The organism is Lysinibacillus sp. PWR01, assembly GCF_043359455.1.
Taxonomy (GTDB): Bacteria; Bacillota; Bacilli; order Bacillales_A; family Planococcaceae; genus Lysinibacillus; species Lysinibacillus fusiformis_F.
Map to the genome: position 1 here is coordinate 60,385 of NZ_JBHERJ010000079.1, position 19,952 is coordinate 80,336.

A 19,952-nucleotide genomic window follows, 5' to 3' on the forward strand; every position below is an offset into this window, starting at 1 on the left:
CAGATACGAAAACGCCTCGTGTAATATCAGTAGAAAATCCAATTGCGCATAATACTCATGTACAACCACATTTGTCTACGCAAGCGCAATAGATATTTTAGAAAGAGTACTTTGGCTCAGTAGAAGTCTGAGATACCTGCGAGCGTTCTTTGCGCTCAAGCTCTTGCTTTGTCATCTCATGAACTTCAACTTCCACAGCATCCTCTATACCAAAAATTTGTTGGAATAAACGTAACTGTTCATTTGCTTTTGGAGAATTAGCCATTTCCTTAGCTTGTAAGATTGGCTCTTTTAACAATTGATTGATAATAGATTTTGTATGTTTGCTTAAAATTTTACGTTCACGTTCCGTTAAATCTGGCATTTTATTTTCGATACTCATCATTGTCTCTTCTTGAATACGACTCGCTTTTTTACGTAATGCTGAAATGACCGGAACTACCCCAAGCGTTGCTACCCAGTCTTTAAATTGCACAACTTCTTTGCCAATCATATCGGTAATATCAGCAGCAGCACGTTCACGCTCTGCTAAATTCGCCTCGACAATACCTTGTAAATCATCGATATCATAGAGGAAAACATTTGGTAGGTCGCCCACTCGTGGATCAATATCACGAGGAACCGCAATATCTACCATAAATAATGGTTTTCCTTTACGTAAACGTTCCACAAATTGCATCAGCTCGTAATCAATAACATAATCTGTTGCACCTGTTGAAGTAATTAAAATATCCGCTTCTAACAATGAACATTGTAATTCCTTCATTGATTTAGCTTCACCATGGAATTTAGCCGCTAGGCTTTCTGCTTTTTCAAATGTACGGTTAATGACAGTAACTTTCCCTACGCCACTACCATAAAGGTTCTCAATCGCAAGTTCCCCCATTTTTCCTGCACCTAAAATAGCTACATGCTTGCGTTGTAATGAGCCAAAAATTTTCTTTGCTAATTCTACGGCAGCATAGGAAACGGATACCGCATTTTCACCGATCGCTGTTTCATTATGTGCACGCTTTGCAAATGTTACTGCTTGTTTAAATAGTTGATTGTATACCGTTCCTGTTGTGCCAATCTCTTGTCCACTTAAAAAGCTTTTTTTTACTTGCCCTAAAATTTGTGTTTCACCTAGAACCATTGAATCGATTCCAGCTGTCACTTTAAATAAATGTTCGATTGCCTCATCTTCTTCACGAATTGTTAAATACGAAGAAAATGTCTCCACAGGCAAATCAAACCAGTTGGCTAAAAATTGTTTCACAAAATGACGTCCAGTATGCAATTGATCCACAACAGCATATATTTCTGTACGATTACATGTCGAAACAATTACGTTCTCTAATATACTTTTTTGCTTTTGCAGCGCTTCCATTGCTTGTGGCAGTTCACTCTCAATGAATGATAACTTCTCACGTATTTCAACAGGCGCTGTTTTATAATTCAAGCCTACTACGATGGCATGCATGAATAACACCTCACACGTTCTAATTCACAAATCTCATTATAGCACAGTTCGACAATAGTTCATCATTAATTTGTGAACATGTCATGAAGAACTGCAATTCGTCATCTACATTAGAATTATTATAAACTAAGTGTAACAAATTATACGTGTTGTTTCAAATTAAAAAAACTGCCCCACATTCGGAGGCAGTTTGCTCTCATTAATTTGTTATTGAGACAGTCTTTAATGCAATCATATTTCCATCTTTATCATATGCTATAAACTCAATCTCATCATTAACTTTAAAATCCTGCATAGTTTGGACGGTTTTCGTTAACATATAAACATGATCACTACGCTTTTGCAAATCAAATTGGACATCTCCACTGATCGAATTAAAACGTACATTCATCTTGGCAACATTTTGACAGTTACCATCAACTCGTGCGCTCATTGTAATATAGCCTTTTCGTAGAGAAACGCTCGTTTCTTCAAATAAATCTTCTGGATTGATACAGCTTGAAGCTGGCGTTTTACATAAAATTGTATCAATTAACTTCTGGAATACTTGATGCAATTGTAAATTATCAATTGCATGGAAATACGTTCCACCCGTTTCTGAAGATAATTGCATTAAAGTGGCATCATTTACTTGTGATTTCTTGCCCATACTTACTGTGTATACTTTGACACCTTGCTTTTTCGCTTCATTTATAACTTTTGTCATTTTTGATTTACTTGTTTTACCATCAGATACAACGACAATCGCTTTAGATGTTTTCGAATCATTCGAGAATTTTGTTAAAGCAATATCAATGCCTGCAAAAATATCAGTTGCACCCTTCTCTTTTGATGCTTTATAAAGATCTTTTTTTAGCACATTTTCTGTTGTACCTTCTCCAAGCACCGTTGCTTTTGTATTCGTTTCAATGACTATGTTATTTTTAGCCTTTAATTGATTGATTAGTTCAATCATTTTCTTTCCACGATAATTTGTTGGATCAACGGCCTTCATGGAAGAGGAATAATCCACTACATAGGCAATTTCTGTTGCTAAAGAACAAGAATTTTTACTGAAGTATGGATTAGCAAAAATGTCTTTCGTTACTGTTTTATCTTTTAAACCCTTCAAGGATGTTGCGTAGCGTGGGTCTATTGGATTGACAAGTATTGCTTCCACTTTAGATTTTCCATAAATAATTGAATCAAAGTAGGCTACGGCAGTACCTGGATTCCCTGTATTATTCAATGGGTCTGAAGTGTTCGTAATGAATGAAGCTGTTTTTTCCACTCCATCATACTTAATTTTGACTGTCCCTTGATAATCCGTAATAGGCTCTCCACCTGGGCGCACTAAAGTCACCATCACTTTTGTATAACGATCTTTTCCTGATGGTCTTGATGCCGCATCGGCACTTTCCTTTAATGCCTCTACTCGTTTTTTATAGGCCTCTACTTGCCCAAGTAATTTACCGCCTTGATATTTTAATAATACTGTACGGTCATAGTTACTTAAGTTTGTGAAGATCGTATAAATCTTCATAACACTATCATAATGCTCTAATGTTAAATCCTTTTCGTCTGGCATCTCTTTCATAAGTTGAATAATAGCGCCGACTGGATTAATGTTTTCTACCTGTGAGGCAATATCATCATCAATGCCTTGAACGCGATAAATAGGACGACCATCGTCAGCAATCATATACATGATTTCCGTTATAGCTGTATTATCTTTAGTTGTAACAGAGTTTTGGAAACGCGTCTTTAAAAGTTCCTCAAATAAGTGAACAGAAATATCATAGTTTTCAAATTGTAGAATAGCATTTTCATAACCTAATGCTGGATATTTAGGATCAGATCCACCGTAACGTAAATAGATGTTTTGCACATTTCCTAAAACATCTGTTACATTTGTTTGCTGTCCAATACTAAATAGCTTTCTATCCCCATCAAAGTCAAAAGGAACTGGGCTATACACATCAATTAGGTTTTGCGTAAAGAACTCTGGGATATCTTCACTTTTTGGAAATTCAGGTATCACGCTGCCATTATCATCCGTATTTCCTGGGTCGTATACTTGGTAATCAATACGCAATTCAGGCTGTGGTGCGTAACGCACTTCTGCATTTAATTTCTCTCCAACAAGACACTTCATTGCTGGGTCTGTATTATTAATTAGCTCAAAAGTGATGGTATCACGTACCGATTTAGTTAATTTTGGTGCTACAACGATAGCGGACACAGTTGAACCATCCGATTGGACAATATCAACTGCTTCACCTGAAGTATCAACAATATTTCCGTAGGATGCCTTCACGCGGAATGAATAGGATTTATCATCTGCGATAGGATCACCATTACAAGCCTTTAAAGACACCGTAACAAGTGTTGTATCCACATTATTTGCAATTAAATCAGGTTTTTCCACCACAATACTTTGCAGTGCATTATTGACATTGTTCGGTCCAGTAAAATCATTTGAATTATCCTTCGGTTCTTCAAAATCAGCACTACTAGATCCCATAAAACCTGGAGGTAACGTAATGCTATCATTATCGCGACCCGCTGGACTACGTTTTAATCCTTGTACTGCAAAAGTGCTATTTTGAACAGCACGATATAAGAATTCAGCAACATCACCACGTGTTAATTTTGTAGATGGATTGAAGCTAGCAAATGTCTTTTTGCCTGTAGAACTTGTAGATAAATCATTTGAATATAAATATTGCACTGCCTGTGGCTCATCTAAATCTAAGCCTTTAAAAGCAGCATAAATTTGGGCAAATTGGCCGCGCGTTACGGCTTTTGTTCGATTCGTATTCACATGTGTGCCGTTAAATGGTAAATAAAAATCGCTATAGAAATTATAAGCAACACTATCTACATAAGATAACGCATAGTTACGATCTAGCTTGGCAAACATCAGGACAAGCTCACGATCTGTCACTTGCTCATTCGGTAAAAAGTTACTTGCACTATTTAAGGACATTAGGTCATTATCGACCGCCCAGGAAATAGCTTTATAATTATTGCTATTTGTTGGAACATCTCTAATGGTTGTAGCTGCTTGAGTGACAGTGGGTGTCGCTGTCATCAGTAGGAGCATGAAGCAAAGCATAGCAAGCAATGCCTTTTTTACATATGTCATTTTTGTTCCATCCTTTCTTTAGTTAAAGAACAATATGTCATCACGATAGTTTTGTTTTAAGTCATCTTCCAAATATTTCAAGAAGCGTTCTAGAACGACTGATGCCTCCGCACGAGTTAGCGGTTTATTTGGGTTAAAGCGACCAGCAGAATCACCAATCATTAAACCAAGTTCATTCGCTATATAGATGCCATCTCTCGCATAATTTGGAATCTGTTTATCATCTGTAAATCTAGTTAAGTAGCCAGGATCGGGTGCTCTATTTTCAAGTCCTAAGGCACGAACAAAAATTGTTGCGGCCTGTGCTCGAGTAATCGCATTATCTGGCTTAAAGTAGTCAGCTGATACACCTTTAATGATCCCTTTATTTAATGCTGATTCAATATAGCCGTAATCTTTGATAGAACGCTTCAAATCTTTAAAAACACTTGTAGTAGGTGTCTTTTTTGATTTCTTTTCTTCAAACACACGTAAGTCCACTGCTTTCCCAATAGCCGTCGTAAAATCAATACGTTTCATTGGCGTATTAGGAGAGAAGAAATTACTTGAATCCGAGTAAATACCTAGAGAATAAAGTTTTTCAATTGCTTCTTTCGCGTAATGGGTTGTTAAATCTCTGAATTTAGGAATTATGAGACGCTCAATTGTTGGCATGTACTCTGTATCTAAATCTAGCGTTCCTTTTTGCCCTGAAGATAAGTCGTATGTATATTCAGAAATAACATCCTTTTCACTAACGACTGCATATCCCCCTTCAAAACTCCCTAAGCTACCGAGATTTTCCTCATAATTTAAGACACGTGATTTACTTGTAGATAAACGATTTTTCACATGGCTTGTCTTGCCATCACTATAGGAATAAACAGACTCTGTGATTTGAGTTTCAGTCGCACCCCAGAAGTTCTCATAGCCTGCATGTCGACTATCTGTTTCAATTGTAACTGTGTTTTGAACAGCATTTTTCCCTTTTCCTGTTTCAAAAGCATAGGTTTTCCTAGAAATAATATTTCCTGAGTAATAATCTGAGGCTGCACGATTATCAGTAACTGTTCCTTGTGAAAATTGATAATCGACTAATGAATACGTAATGGCGCCAATTGTAATTTTTTCAGTGTATTTCTTTACTTCACCATTAGATGTTTTTTGACCAAGAACTGCATAATCCACTACATCTGATTCGTAGGCAATATTTCTTGTCAATGTAGCACCATTGCTTGCTGTTAACTTCATACTATACGTTTCAGTTAATTTACCTTTTGATTCTTTTTGTGCAATTTTAATATCTTTACTTGTCCCTTTAAAAATAACAGGTGTCCCTGATAGGAACACGGCTTCTTCATATGTATACTCGTTTTTTACAGCACCCGTTGTTTCTAATGAAGCGGCTGATGCATTGAACGGAATAGTAGTTCCAATCAAAAAAATAGCAAGAACGATGAACATGATTTTAGATAATTTTTTTTGCATTCACTTTTCCTCTCTTTCACTGTGCATGGCGTGCAGAATGAAGCTTGTTCTAATACTACTAAAAAATCTGCTCGTCTAGCAAAAGTATGCACAATATAGCTTATGCGAAGTAACCTTCCTCTTTTTTAGATAAGAAACATCGCTCTTTTGCAAATACTATTCGCATTAGACTCGCAGATTTTTTTTAGTTAACTATTTATGCTAATCTACCAAAATAAAATGAGCTTTCACAAATCGATCTGATAATACTACTAAACGATCAGATGGCTGTAAGTCAGAAGCTTGAATCACCTTACCTGCTTTTATCAGTGTCGCTTGGTCAATATTCATATTAACCATCTCACCTGCTTCATACCAACGACCATTCTGCCATTGACTAACACTCTTGACATTAATCACAGCAGGATACGTAGATTTCACAGACTGTAGCTTCCCTGCAAGCATTAGAGGCGCAACAGGTTTAGCATTGTCTAAAATATGAAGAGCTTGTACATGGCCTTCCTTCACATAGAAATATCCATAGTCGCCCTCAGATAAGTAAAGTTCAATATCAGGCATGACACTATAGGTTTTATTGCCATCATCTACCATCGCTTTTGTGGAATTACTAACCGACAATACCGTACGATCTGCTTTTTTGAAAACATTTGACTCAATCTTCATAGCATCGTCAATTTCAATTACATATCCATCAGCTTGAGATAAGCGTCCATAATATAATTCATGGCCAGCTAGATTAGGTGACATGAAGCTATCACTTGTTACTTGTATTACTTGTGCATAATGATCGCGCGTAGCACCATCAGCCACGACAAAAGCAGTACCATATGCCATTAGACCAGTAGGTTCAATTAAACGTCCATTTCGAATTAAAATAGTTCCATTATGGAAGTACATGGTACCTGCTGTTTTCAGTTTCAGTAGTTGGTAATCTGTATCTACAGACAGCATGGGTTCGTAATATGTTCGTTCGTTATTTTTCAATACGACGATTTTCTCGATTACTTCCTTACCGAATTGTTTAACGGTCGCATAGTATGCTTCGCTGCCTATATAATTTTTCAGCTGACCTTTCTCGACTTTCGTATTCCCCACATATATTGGTACTTTAGATGTAAAAGGCATTGTTGAAAGATCGTTTGTTGCTTGTGAGCCAAATTGCCAGTTAACAAAGGCATGTTGATTTTTCACGGTTAGCTTATTGGCATTCGGATTGACCGCTTGTATCTCACCTTTATATAAGTTTTCTACTAGTGTACCTGTTTCACTGATAGCTACCTTTGATAGGACTGAGGAGGTTTTATTTTTAAAACTTAATTTAACTCGATCCCCAACATATAATGCACTAATATCCGTTGCAGAAGAACCTTTTTGATAATTGGTTTCTTTGTTTAAATAATAAGTCGTTTCTGCACCAACATCTGGTTTGACCATAATAAATAATCCATTTGGATCAATACTCGTTACGACACCAGCCATCGTTTTACCGTTGCTACTTCCAGTTGATGGTACATTTGTTTCTGTTGGTGTATTAGAGGTACCGCGAAGTTCAACAACACTTCTGAGAGAAATTTCAGCCTCAACTTCCATTCCCATCTTAAAGCCCTCAATAGTCGTTGACGTATTATTAATATATAATCGCGTGTTTTTATTAATATTGAATGTCACTGTTCGTCCACGATCATTTTCCAATGTTATTTTACTAAGCTGCTTTTCTATCGTGCCATCTGGCTTTGTATATTCTGAAAATGTTACATCGACAAAGGTCCCAGTCACTAATTGGGCTGCTTTAGCAGTTTGGTTAAAGGAAAAACCTACTATCATCAGTAACACGATCATAAGTATATATGAATATTTTTTCAAAAAACCTGCCTCCTTACTAATTATTAGTATATCGTATTATTGGTAGTTTTTCTTATTCGAAAAGTTACATTTTAGGCCTTTTTGAATTTATTTCTAATGAAAAAAGTTGAGGTAGCTTTTAACTTCAAGCTACCTTGCCTGCTTCATACTTGAATATCAATTGTATGTCCGGCTGTTGGATGTGGAGCATCTAACATTTCAACTAACTGTTCTGTATTTTGCTGTTGCATCTCCATTGCCTGTTTCGTAACAGCTAAAGATACATTTTGCATTAGTGTTGCTTGATTCATTGCCATCGATAAAGCTGCGATATCCATTTAGTCCACCTCCTATCTAATTTATCGGACAAATAGTTTCATCATCAAGTATTTTCCCTAATTTTCTACACATCCCCCTATTGAAAATACAAAAACATCTATTGTCCTAACGCTTTAGACACAATAGATGTTTATTATTACATTTTATTTTCGATTGTTTTCCAAACTTCCTCAAAGCCAAGACCCGTTTCGGAAGAGAAGACAATAAGTGGATCACTTTTTTCCATCTCCAATGTCTCTTTGACAATTTTCTTATGTTTATCCCATTTACCTTTTGGAATCTTATCTGCCTTCGTCGCAATAACAATGCAAGGAATATTGTAATGCTTTAAAAAAGCATACATCATGCGATCATCAGCTGTTGGAGGATGACGCAAATCAATAATTTGTACGACTGCTTTTAACTCCTGGCGCCCTGTAAAATAGCGCTCAATCATTTTTCCCCATGCCTCACGCTCAGATTTAGAAACCTTTGCATAGCCATAACCCGGAACATCCACAAAAAATAACTGCTCTTCAATTTTATAAAAGTTAAGGGTTTGTGTTTTACCAGGCTTAGATGAAATACGTGCTAAAGCTTTACGTCCGATCATTCGATTAATGAAGGAAGACTTCCCTACATTCGAACGACCAGCTAATGCAAATTCTGGCAGTCCATCTTCTGGATATTGGTCTGGTCGTACCGCACTAATGACCATTTCGACATTATGGACTTTCATTTTTCTAAAAACCTCCGTCCAGTGCATAGGCTAATACTTCATCAGCCGATGTCACTAGTTTAAATGTTAGTTGCTCGCGTACACTGTCAGGAATATCCTCTATATCACGTTCATTATCCTTTGGACAAATAATCGTCGTTAAGCCTGCACGGTGAGCACTTAGTGTTTTTTCTTTTAAGCCTCCGATAGGTAATACACGGCCACGTAAGGTAATTTCACCTGTCATACCTACTTCGCGGCGAATCGGGCGATGTAAAATAGCAGAAACGATAGCTGTTGCCATTGTAATACCAGCTGATGGCCCATCTTTAGGTACAGCACCCTCTGGCACATGGATATGAATATCATGTGTATCAAAAAATTCGGCATCCACATTGAGGTGCTCCATCTTCGTACGAACATAGGATAATGCTGTTTGAGCAGATTCCTTCATTACTTCACCAAGCTTACCAGTAAGTTGTAACTTCCCTTTACCTGGTGTTAAGGATACTTCGATTTGTAATGTATCTCCACCAACTGTTGTATACGCAAGTCCAGTTGCTACACCTACTTGATTTTCCTTTTCAGCCTGACCATAACGGAAACGATGTTTACCAAGTAAATCTTGTAACGATTTTGAGTTAACCGTTACTCGTTTTTTCTCACCAGATACTATTATTTTGGCGATTTTACGGCAAAGCGTAGCGATTTGTCGTTCTAAACCGCGAACTCCTGCTTCCCGTGTATAATAACGAATAATATCAGTGACAGCTTCATCTTTAATTACTACTTGTGTTTTTTTCAAACCATGTTCTTTAAGCTGCTTTGGTATCAGATGATTTTTCGTAATTTGAGATTTTTCAATTTCAGTATAACCTGCAATAGAAATTACTTCCATACGATCTAATAATGGTCCAGGGATACTACTTAAGTCATTGGCAGTGGCAATAAATAACACATTTGATAAATCATATGGTTCCTCAATATAATGATCACTAAATGTATTGTTTTGTGCAGGATCTAAGACTTCAAGCATGGCTGCTGCAGGGTCACCTCTAAAATCATTAGACATTTTATCGATTTCATCTAATAAAAATACTGGATTAACGGTACCTGCTTTTTTCATTCCTTGAATAATACGTCCTGGCATTGCACCAACATACGTACGTCGATGACCACGAATTTCCGATTCATCCCGCACACCACCTAAAGAAATACGAATAAACTTACGATCTAAGCTTTCCGCAATGGAGCGAGCTAATGATGTTTTACCTACTCCTGGAGGTCCTGCTAAGCATAAAATAGGTCCTCGCAGTGAATTTTTCAGCTGACGTACTGCTAAATATTCCAAAACACGTTCTTTGACTTTTTCTAATCCATCATGATCTCGGTTTAAAATATTTTCAGCATGCGCAATATTCATGCGATCCTCTGTAGCAGTTGTCCATGGTAATGAGATAAGCCAATCAATATAATTGCGAATAACACCGCTCTCTGCACTAGCTCCAGGTATTTTTTCATAGCGATCTAATTCTTTCAGTGCCGCTTCTTTTGTTGATTCAGGCATACCCGCTTCGTCGATACGCTTACGTAATTCCGCAACTTCTCCAGTTTTCCCTTCGCGATCGCCCAGCTCCGTTTGGATAGCTTTCATTTGCTCACGTAAATAATATTCTTTTTGCGTGCGTTCCATTGATTGCTTTACTTTGGAATTAATTTTCTTTTCTAGATCCAATACTTCCTGTTCATCATGTAAGCGAATAATTAAATGATCTAGTCGTTTTTTAACGCTAAGCATTTCCAATACTTCTTGCTTGTCGGCCATTTTAAATGGCAAATGAGAAGCAATAATATCTGCTAAACGGCCAGGCTCTTCAATATCCGTTACAGTATTGATCGTCTCAGTCGTAATTTTATTGGAGGATTTTGCATATTTTTCAAAATACGTCAACAATGTACGCATCAATGCTTGCGTTTCTACATCTTTTTCTGTTGACTCCTCTTTCATATCAATATCCACAACTGTATACTTCTCTAATGCACGATAGTTTTCCCACGTTGCACGAGCAACTCCTTCTACAAGGATACGTAACGTGCCGTTTGGTAATTTTAGCATTTGTTTGACATAAGCAATTGTACCAACTGAATACAGATCTTGCTCTTCAGGCTGTTCATCGTGCATTTCTTTTTGTGTCACCAATAAAATCATTTGGTCCTCTAACATTGCCTGCTCAAGCGCCGCTACAGAACGATTTCTACCCACATCAATATGTAACACCATCGATGGGAATACTAAAAGTCCACGCAAAGGCAATAATGGTACATTTGTTGTTTTTTGTATTGTCACCATGCGGGCATTCACCTCCGTCAAAATTTTCATGTTAACATCCCGCGCTACTAGTATGTGTTTAAAAAGTTGATTCACACTAGTTATTGAAGCGAGCCAAAAATTTCTTCAAGTTACAGCTGGCTTTATGTAGGAATGAATAAAAAGCTGACTGTCGATATGTGCGAACATTGCACAATCGAAGTCAGCTAATTACTCTCTATCTCACAACGGTAGACAGCCACGTCTATTCATTATGCTGAAGTTTTAGTGTCGCTACCTTCATCGAGTTCAGTGCCATCTTCAAGAAGCAATTTCGGTTTTTCTTTATCCGTAATTGTTTTTGCTGTAATGATACATTTTTTTACGTCTTCACGTGAAGGCAATTCGTACATTACATCAAGCATTGTTGACTCAATAATTGAACGAAGACCACGCGCACCTGTTTTACGTTCAATCGCTTCCTTAGCAATTTCCACAAGAGCACCTTCATCAAATTCAAGCTCAACACCATCTAATTCAAGCATTTTTTGATATTGCTTGGCTAGTGCATTTTTCGGCTCTGTTAAAATTTGTACTAGTGCAGCTTCGTTTAATTGCTCCAGACTCGCAAGTACAGGTAATCGACCAATGAACTCTGGTATTAAACCAAATTTCAATAAATCCTCAGGAATCAGCTTGGACATAATAGAACCTTCATCTACATCTACTATATTCGGATCTGAACCGAATCCTATTACTTTTTCACCCTGACGTCGTTTAATGATGGTTTCAATGCCATCAAATGCACCACCCACAATGAAAAGAATATTAGTTGTATCGATTTGTAAAAATTCTTGATGAGGATGTTTTCGTCCTCCTTGCGGTGGAACGCTTGCAACTGTTCCTTCCAGAATCTTTAGGAGTGCCTGCTGAACACCTTCACCAGAAACATCTCGTGTAATAGATGGATTCTCTGACTTACGTGCAACTTTGTCAATTTCATCAATATAGATAATCCCTTTTTCAGCGCGTTCGATATCGTAATCAGCTGATTGGATTAACTTTAATAAAATATTTTCAACGTCCTCACCAACATAACCTGCTTCAGTTAAGGAGGTAGCATCCGCAATTGCGAATGGAACATTTAAAATACGTGCTAACGTTTGAGCTAATAAAGTTTTACCGCTACCAGTTGGGCCGATTAACACAATGTTCGATTTTGCTAATTCAATATCATCAATTTTACTATTCGTATTGATACGTTTATAGTGATTGTAAACTGCGACTGCCAATGCCTTTTTAGCACGCTCTTGTCCAATTACATACTCATCTAGAATCGTTAAGATTTCTTTAGGTTTCGGAATATCTTGGAATTCAATTTCCTCCTCTACACCTAGTTCCTCTACAACGATCTCTGAACAAAGCTCGATACATTCATCACAAATATAAACACCAGGACCTGCAACTAATTTACGCACTTGTTCTTGTGGCTTTCCACAAAATGAGCATTTTAAATTGCCTTTTTCATCATTAAATTTGAACAATATGTTTCACCCCTATTCAAGCAACAATCTTACAAGATTATTGAACCTTTATCAAATAAATTGTCTGCATCATTTACGCCTCAGCATTTATGCATGTATAGATTATAACGTATCGTCATGTCCTTTACTTCATTTGCCTTACGAAGCATGCTATCGAAACCTGCTTACTTCGCCACCTTATACTGCTATAAAGTTACATTTATTTACTTCCGACACACTACAAACTACTGATCTCTATTTATAAATCTACTACATTCATCAACCAAGGGTATATATCACTCAAAAAATAAGTTTTATTTATTATGACCTCTCTGAATGAAGTTAAGTTTAGCATCGTATCAATTTCGCCTTGACTCAAATAGCGTCTGGACATCAATCCAAATCCTTGACACCTGCCAGCAGGCTCTATCTTCATTCAGTCGTGGTTTAAACACACACTAAAAAGGTTAAAAAGGCATACAGTTCACCATCTATGTGAGATGGGCGTCATTTGTACCTGACGTTATGCTTTGGATACAAAAACATCTGCTGAATGAAGATAAAAACTAAAACAATACTATGTATAAGTGAAGTATAAAGTGAAATAAACGTTAAGGGGACTGATTTTTAAGAGTTTATGTGATAAAACAAGGCACGGATTCATGCCGTACCTTGTTTTTTTGGGCTATCTAATTACACAAAATCTTATTCAGTAATTTTAGCGTTTTCTACTAAAAATTCAACTGTTTTTTGGATTTTGATGTCGTTTTCAAGTACTGCTGTACCACCTAAAGCACTTGTGATTTGATCATTTGTCATGTTGAATTGAGCAGCCATTTTTTCTAATTCTGCTTCAATATCAGCTTCAGATGCTTCAATTTTTTCAGCTTCAGCAATCGCTTCAAGTGTTAATGAAACACGTACACGGCTTTCTGCTTCTTCTTTCATTTGACCACGTAGGTCTTCTTCTGATTGACCAGAGAATTGGTAGTAAAGGTCTAAGTTCATACCTTGCATTTGTAAACGTTGACCAAATTCTTGTAACATACGATCAGTTTCAGAGTTAATCATACCTGCTGGCACTTCAAACTCAGCATTTTCAGCAGCTTTCTCTACTAGTTCATCACGAAGAGCAGCATCTGATTCTGTTGCCTTTTGAGCTGCAGTTTGTTCTTTAATTTTAGCGCGTAAAGCTTCAACGCCTTCAACTTCTGGATCTAATTCTTTTGCGAATTCATCATTTAACTCAGGAAGAACTTTTGTTTTAACTTCTTTCACTGTTACTTTGAAAGTAGCTTCTTTACCAGCTAATTCAGCTGCATGGTATTCTTCTGGGAATGTCACAACAACATCTTTAGATTCGCCAGTTTTAACACCAACAAGTTGCTCTTCAAAACCTGGAATGAATGAACCTGAACCGATTTCTAGTGGATAGTCTTCGCCTTTTCCACCTTCAAAAGCTTCTTCACCTACGAAACCTTCGAAGTCGATCACAGCTGTATCACCTTCTACGATTGCTTCGTCTTCTTTGATTTCAAGTTCTGCTTTGCGAGCTAATTGATCTTGAATTTGAGCATCTACTTCTTCATCCGTTACTTCTACTGGCAGTTTAGATACTTCTAAACCTTTGTAGTCACCTAGCTTTGGTTCTGGTTTCACTGTTACTTGTGCAGTGAATGTGAAATCTTGGCCGTGTACAAAGTTTTCTGTACCAGCGATTTCTGGGTAATCAACTGGCATAATTCCAGCTTCATCAATTGCTTTTGCATAAGATTCAGGAACGATGATTTCTAATGCATCTTGGTATAGAGATTCGATACCAAAACGTTGTTCAAACATTTTACGAGGCATTTTACCTTTACGGAAACCTGGTACGTTAATTTGTTTTACAACTTTTTTGAACGCTTGGTCCATTGCTGCATCGATTTCTGCAGCAGGTACTTCGATTGTAAGAGTACCGATATTACCTTCTTGTTTTTCCCATTTTGCTGACATGTATAAATACCTCCAAAATAAATAATCAAGTTTAGATGTTAGACAATTCATTCGTAACTACGATTTTGACAACCATTTTAGTATAACATAGATGTGTATAGTTTCAACTTATTTCATACCTAATGTAGTTCTGTTAGCTTTTCTAACATTTGTAAAAAGTCGATGATTTCATAGTCCATTTCTTGTACATTTCCTAGCATGGCTAAGACAAAATCAATATAACTATAAGCAACATCATCTGCTTCGAACGGTTGCCATTCAAAAGGATACGTTACAATGGCATGCTTTGCCATTAAATATTGTACCATTTCCAACGTAGATGGGTCTTGTTCTAGCTTCATTTCCAATATATTTTTTATTTCTCCATACTGCGGTAACTGGTTAGGCAATACTAACTCAGTCGGATTAACGGTTTTTATTTGGTTGAATTTGGCTATTGTAACATCAATAGCTACTTCTTGTTCCACTAATAATATTAATGCTAAGCTCTGGACAAAAGGATGAACCGTTGAACATTCAATGATTGCTTTTAATGCCTCTTTTAATTGTCTTACATTTGTATCCATAAGACGATGTAAGCGAATGGATTGCTCATTTGGAGTAAGTGCACAAAATTTCTCAAGATCATACTCCTGTTCCTCTATTAAACGTTGTGCATTTTCTTTTTTTTCTAGATTCTTAGACACTTCACTATTCAAATTTTTTAATCGCTCAAATTTTTCAATTTGATCCTGAGGCAAAACATTTTCTTCAAGTAGGGTTGTAATTAATGACTCTACTTGATGATATTCTTTTAACTGCATGCATACGGTAATGTACAATTCCATGACTTCTACATAAAGTGTTGTACCCACCGAAAACAATTGCTCACAAACATTTTTTGCCTTGCTATAGTCCTTTAATTCATACAAAGCAAAAGCATAGGCACTAAGAGCAAACTCATCTCCAGCTTCGTATGCAAATGCCTTTTCAAAACTTGCCACCGCTTTATCATACTGAAAATTTTCAGCAAACATATGCCCTTCACGTATTAAAGTTTGGACAGCGCCTGGAAAAACAACAATATTGTCATGTTTAATGACATGACGCTTTCTTTTTGTCATTTTTCTCACCTCATTATTCTAATTTTCATTTCTATTATTTACTAAAAAAATCCACAAGTTTCTTGTTTTTAACAAAAAATCATTGCTTTTGCATTCATATTTTGTAATAAATTGTATTATAATTAGAATAGTCTAAAATTTATCACAATTCGCAGACGTTCCCTATTATTGTCTGCATCAAGAAAATCAAGTTCTTAACAAGGAGTGGAATCCATGCAATTACTTGATACAATTACAGAATTTGATCATTGTATCTCATCTGCATTCGAGGCATTATCGATTAAAGTCATTTCAATTTCTACAACGAACGGCCCTCTTCAAGATATGCCGATAGAATTTGAACTTTTAACACGCACCAAAATCGACGTCTACACACAAGAAGCCAGCACCTATATTTTAAGAATTCAAGGGTGTATTCCTGGTTCTATTGCACTTGGTCATCAAAACGAGTCTCTTTCCATTATTCCTCAAAAAGTAAACATTGAATGCAACTACAAGCTGTTACATGTTGATAAAAAAGATATGCAGCAAATTTTACAACATCCTGAACCAAATCGTCATTATTGTGAATGGCTCATTGATGCAATCAAAAACGCCAATATTCTTGTCGAGTTAAAGACAAATCAACACACGCTTACTGAATGGCCAATTGGCATCAAATCAGCAGTCATTATTTAGCTAGACAAAGACATACTTTAATAGGTATGTCTTTTCTTGTTGTTGAAAAAAGATCATGTCACTAGGAGAAAAAGACTTTTTAGCAAGGTGTGGGGTTGATTTCCGTTCCGCCAGCGTCCTTTCCAGGGGGCGTCCGATGAGCCGCTTCACTCACTTACGTTCGCTCCAGGGTCTCCTCTGTGACGCTCAATCCCCTAGGAGTGACGCTGGCTCCACTCCAATCAACCATTCTGTAAAAGTGTTTTTTCCTTATTTTTCATACTAGCGGTAGCGATCAAAATAGCCATGATTTGTATAATTTAGAAAAAGGATAGGCTTTTATTTTCAATGTAGAGAAGAGATGAATGACAACACCCCTCCATAAAATGAGTAGTGAAGACCTTCCCTTTATTTGAAAACTTTTGCTAAAAAGGTAACACTTTTGTAGGTTGGAGTGGAAGGCTACTTGACTCCCGTGGGATAGCGAGACAGGCGAGCCCCTGCACGGAGCAGGAGCGGAGGAAGCGGCTCGGCGCTCGCCCACAGGAAAGCAAGTAGCCTGCAACGGAAATCCATTTCTACCTTTCAATTGACTGTTTTGTTTTTCAACACTAAACAAAGACATACTTAAATAGGTATGTCTTTTTTATTGTTCACATTTAAGTTTTACCATTTTATTGCGTTTCTATCATAACAACTTTCTATAGGTTCTGGAAATAATATTGTAAAAGTTATGTTTTAAAGAGAGCATTCTAACAGTTCTTATTTAATGAAGGTTTCAAATTTATCCTTTCGAAATGAAATGGCGCTATAATAATAGTACAAAAATGATGATGGAGGCTTTCTTAAACATGGATATTAAAGAAACATTACAATCTTTTTCTACAATGACACTGTCTGATCGCCAAGCATTTATGTTGCAGCATAGTGATTGGCTATTACAGGAGATGTTAGCGCATATTGGCTCAGTTGATGCTGAATTACGAGACCACCTCATTTATCGTACCTTTGTTGATTTACTAAGTGATAATTTATTGAACCCTCAACAACTTCAATATTTGTTTGAAACAGTTACGGGTGATGATTTTTTATATTTACATATTGGAGAAAAAGCAACAGATAGTGTCTTTACTCGTTCGTTTTCTGCATTACTTGTTGCAGGGCTTCTTGCAAAGGATGCTGAATTACTCGTTTTAAGTGATGATGACTTGCAACTATTCTTTAAAAAAATTGGCCGCTATTTGTTATTAGAGCAAGATACGAGAGGATTTGTTCAGGATAAAGGATGGGCACACAGTATTGCACATGGTGCAGATTTAGCTGCAACGACAATAAAACATCCAAAATTCGATTTACAGTATGCACCATCCATCTTACATGCATTAAAACTTGTCACTTGGAAAGAAACCGTCTTTGTTAATGACGAAGAGGAACGCTTAGTCAATATCGTGGATGCGCTATTACTTCAACATTACTCAGAGGAAGCACTGATCGAATTTGTTGAGCAGGCTTTTGATAAATTTGAAATGCATTTAATGACACAAGGTTATAATGAGCTCTTCTTTAGTGGACGCACTTGTACGTTAAACTTTATGAAAACATTATATTTTTCTTTAAAAATGAATAATAAAGCTCCTCAACTACAAAATATGATTTATGGTCAAGTAGCCAAATGGCTGAAGCTTGGTGATTGACAAGCAATCTTAAAAATGCTGATTAACTCCACTTAATTCTTCATAACATAATTTTTTTCTAAAATACTAGCAAACTAAGACAGCTCTTAGTTTGCTTTTTACTTTTCAGATAAAACAAACAAAGTAAAAATTTGGATTCTGAAGAAAATTGATTACTATATTAACATAATTAATAATCCGCACCATTTATTCCCGCTTCACTCATTCCTTTCATTGAAAATTCAACCTATTGTTTCCATAAAACGTCATTACGTGTACTCCTTTTTTTAATAAAAGGCAAATAAAAAATCCCATTACGTCTGATATGGCAATGATTTTATTACAAAACAGCGTCTAAAATGTGAAATGCCATTTTTCACAATATAAATTATTTACTTAGGTAAACATCAGGAATGCAGTATTTTCAACGTTTCCACAGTGTTTAATGATTAAAACCTATAAATACCAATACTAAAATAACGATTTTCGTTCAAAAAATGTTCAAATTCAACACCGCTATACTATCATTTTCATAACAAAATTATGTTTTTTCTTAAAAACAGGGCGTATAATCCAATGTGCAAACAACGAGAGATTGTGACAATCGTAGTTAACCAAGTACGTATTTAAAACGATTGCGCAAGTCATTGATTTTGCTAACGCTTGCATCAGATCAGTCAACACTAGATTTTATGTTTCATATTGAACCATGCCATTGTAATTTCTTATGTTGTTGATTGATACGCCAAGATAAAAGAGGTGACCTCAGTATCTACTATTTGTAAATGTGACACTGACAAAAAAACACATGAATTTTATGAATAGCCGTTCTATAGAAAGGAGTCAAACATGAAGAAAAAATTAAGTTTAATGTTAGTAGCATTGAGTGCGCTTGCTCTTCTTGCTGGTTGTGAACCATTAACAGTGTTCAATCCAAAAGGACCTAATGCTGAAACATTATCAAACACAATTATCTTATCCATTATTACAATGGCCTTTATATTACTAGTCGTGTATGTGCTTTTAGCCTTTATGCTTACAAAGTATCGTGCATCAAAAGCATCTGCTGATTATGAGCCTCCTCATGAAGAAGGAAGCCATCTTCTTGAAATTACATGGACAGTAATTCCAATTATTATCGTAGCATTCTTAGCTGTTGTGACTGTAAGAACAACATCTACAGTAGAAGCTCAACCAGCAGGTTATGACGATAAGGAACCTTTAGTTATTTATGCATCATCATCAAACTGGAAATGGCACTTTAGTTATCCTGAAGAAGGTGTTGAAACAGTCAACTATGTAAACATTCCGGTGGATCGTCCAATCGAGTTCAAACTTTACTCATTTGGTCCAATTACAAGTTTCTGGATTCCTCAATTAGCAGGTCAAAAGTATGCCATGAGTGATATGTTAACAACAATTCACCTTGCGGCAGATGAAGTTGGTTCATTTATGGGACGTAACTCTAACTTTAATGGACGTGGCTTTGCTGAAATGGAATTTGAAGCACAGTCTATGACGCAAGAAGACTTCGATAAATGGGTTGCTGATGTAAAAGCAAAAGAAGCACCATTAACAGAAGAAAAATTTGATGAGCTTCTAGAGGCAGAACATGTTGGTCGCCAAAGCTTCTCATCTACACACTTAGACTTCAGTCCAGCTCCAATGGAACATGGTAAAAACATGAATATGGATGATATGGATCATGGGGATATGTCTGAGGAAGACATGAATAATGAACATTCTGGTCATTAATTTG

General features: G+C 36.5%; 13 protein-coding genes. 3 read left to right on the forward strand and 10 right to left on the reverse strand.

What is annotated here, in order from left to right; translation table 11 throughout:
• Window positions 1-97: 97 nt before the first annotated feature.
• The 10 genes from hemA to ACEVFT_RS17430 all read right to left on the reverse strand — a co-directional run bounded on the left by hemA (window position 98) and on the right by ACEVFT_RS17430 (window position 15,863).
• Window positions 98-1,462, reverse strand: coding sequence for a glutamyl-tRNA reductase (hemA, locus tag ACEVFT_RS17385; RefSeq protein WP_205444690.1), 1,365 nt, complete (start codon window positions 1,460-1,462; stop codon window positions 98-100).
• Between the two features lie 199 nt (window positions 1,463-1,661).
• Window positions 1,662-4,589 carry a vWA domain-containing protein gene (locus ACEVFT_RS17390; RefSeq protein ID WP_393950849.1) on the reverse strand — a complete coding sequence of 976 codons (2,928 nt, stop codon included), beginning with the start codon at window positions 4,587-4,589 and terminating at the stop codon, window positions 1,662-1,664.
• 18 nt (window positions 4,590-4,607) lie between these two features.
• Window positions 4,608-6,056: an S-layer homology domain-containing protein gene (locus tag ACEVFT_RS17395; RefSeq protein ID WP_393950850.1), complete on the reverse strand. Its 1,449-nt coding sequence runs from the start codon at window positions 6,054-6,056 to the stop codon at window positions 4,608-4,610.
• Window positions 6,057-6,257: 201 nt separating this feature from the next.
• Window positions 6,258-7,919 carry a hypothetical protein gene (locus tag ACEVFT_RS17400; RefSeq protein WP_205444695.1) on the reverse strand — a complete coding sequence of 554 codons (1,662 nt, stop codon included), beginning with the start codon at window positions 7,917-7,919 and terminating at the stop codon, window positions 6,258-6,260.
• Between the two features lie 143 nt (window positions 7,920-8,062).
• Window positions 8,063-8,236 (reverse strand): YjfB family protein, encoded by a 174-nt coding sequence (locus ACEVFT_RS17405; RefSeq protein WP_081011007.1) that lies wholly within the window; start codon window positions 8,234-8,236, stop codon window positions 8,063-8,065.
• A gap of 137 nt (window positions 8,237-8,373) precedes the next feature.
• Window positions 8,374-8,955 carry a ribosome biogenesis GTP-binding protein YihA/YsxC gene (gene yihA / locus ACEVFT_RS17410; RefSeq protein ID WP_393950851.1) on the reverse strand — a complete coding sequence of 194 codons (582 nt, stop codon included), beginning with the start codon at window positions 8,953-8,955 and terminating at the stop codon, window positions 8,374-8,376.
• 4 nt (window positions 8,956-8,959) lie between these two features.
• Window positions 8,960-11,284 carry an endopeptidase La gene (lon, locus tag ACEVFT_RS17415; RefSeq protein ID WP_342443761.1) on the reverse strand — a complete coding sequence of 775 codons (2,325 nt, stop codon included), beginning with the start codon at window positions 11,282-11,284 and terminating at the stop codon, window positions 8,960-8,962.
• A gap of 230 nt (window positions 11,285-11,514) precedes the next feature.
• A complete protein-coding gene (gene clpX / locus ACEVFT_RS17420) occupies window positions 11,515-12,786 on the reverse strand; it encodes an ATP-dependent protease ATP-binding subunit ClpX (protein ID WP_205444698.1) in 1,272 nt (423 codons plus the stop codon).
• A gap of 684 nt (window positions 12,787-13,470) precedes the next feature.
• Entirely contained in the window at window positions 13,471-14,760 is a 1,290-nt protein-coding gene (gene tig, locus ACEVFT_RS17425; protein ID WP_205444700.1) for a trigger factor, read from the reverse strand.
• A gap of 119 nt (window positions 14,761-14,879) precedes the next feature.
• Window positions 14,880-15,863, reverse strand: coding sequence for a CDC27 family protein (locus ACEVFT_RS17430; protein ID WP_393950852.1), 984 nt, complete (start codon window positions 15,861-15,863; stop codon window positions 14,880-14,882).
• 213 nt (window positions 15,864-16,076) lie between these two features.
• On the opposite strand from ACEVFT_RS17430, the gene ACEVFT_RS17435 reads away from it, so the two are divergent.
• The 3 genes from ACEVFT_RS17435 (at window position 16,077) to qoxA (ending at window position 19,948) form a co-directional block, all read left to right on the forward strand.
• Entirely contained in the window at window positions 16,077-16,541 is a 465-nt protein-coding gene (locus tag ACEVFT_RS17435; protein WP_205444703.1) for a hypothetical protein, read from the forward strand.
• Window positions 16,542-17,371: 830 nt separating this feature from the next.
• Window positions 17,372-18,214, forward strand: coding sequence for a DUF2785 domain-containing protein (locus ACEVFT_RS17440; protein ID WP_393950853.1), 843 nt, complete (start codon window positions 17,372-17,374; stop codon window positions 18,212-18,214).
• A gap of 828 nt (window positions 18,215-19,042) precedes the next feature.
• Window positions 19,043-19,948 (forward strand): cytochrome aa3 quinol oxidase subunit II, encoded by a 906-nt coding sequence (gene qoxA, locus ACEVFT_RS17445; protein WP_342441105.1) that lies wholly within the window; start codon window positions 19,043-19,045, stop codon window positions 19,946-19,948.
• Window positions 19,949-19,952: the final 4 nt, after the last annotated feature.

Excerpts from the sequence above, each read along its gene's own strand:
- hemA (WP_205444690.1), bottom strand. The coding sequence starts at position 1,462 with ATGCATGCCATCGTAGTAGGCTTGAATTATAAAACAGCGCCTGTTGAA.
- ACEVFT_RS17390 (WP_393950849.1), bottom strand. The coding sequence starts at position 4,589 with ATGACATATGTAAAAAAGGCATTGCTTGCTATGCTTTGCTTCATGCTC.
- ACEVFT_RS17395 (WP_393950850.1), bottom strand. The coding sequence starts at position 6,056 with ATGCAAAAAAAATTATCTAAAATCATGTTCATCGTTCTTGCTATTTTT.
- ACEVFT_RS17405 (WP_081011007.1), bottom strand. The coding sequence starts at position 8,236 with ATGGATATCGCAGCTTTATCGATGGCAATGAATCAAGCAACACTAATG.
- yihA (WP_393950851.1), bottom strand. The coding sequence starts at position 8,955 with ATGAAAGTCCATAATGTCGAAATGGTCATTAGTGCGGTACGACCAGAC.
- lon (WP_342443761.1), bottom strand. The coding sequence starts at position 11,284 with ATGGTGACAATACAAAAAACAACAAATGTACCATTATTGCCTTTGCGT.
- tig (WP_205444700.1), bottom strand. The coding sequence starts at position 14,760 with ATGTCAGCAAAATGGGAAAAACAAGAAGGTAATATCGGTACTCTTACA.
- ACEVFT_RS17430 (WP_393950852.1), bottom strand. The coding sequence starts at position 15,863 with ATGACAAAAAGAAAGCGTCATGTCATTAAACATGACAATATTGTTGTT.
- ACEVFT_RS17435 (WP_205444703.1), top strand. The coding sequence starts at position 16,077 with ATGCAATTACTTGATACAATTACAGAATTTGATCATTGTATCTCATCT.
- ACEVFT_RS17440 (WP_393950853.1), top strand. The coding sequence starts at position 17,372 with ATGGATATTAAAGAAACATTACAATCTTTTTCTACAATGACACTGTCT.
- qoxA (WP_342441105.1), top strand. The coding sequence starts at position 19,043 with ATGAAGAAAAAATTAAGTTTAATGTTAGTAGCATTGAGTGCGCTTGCT.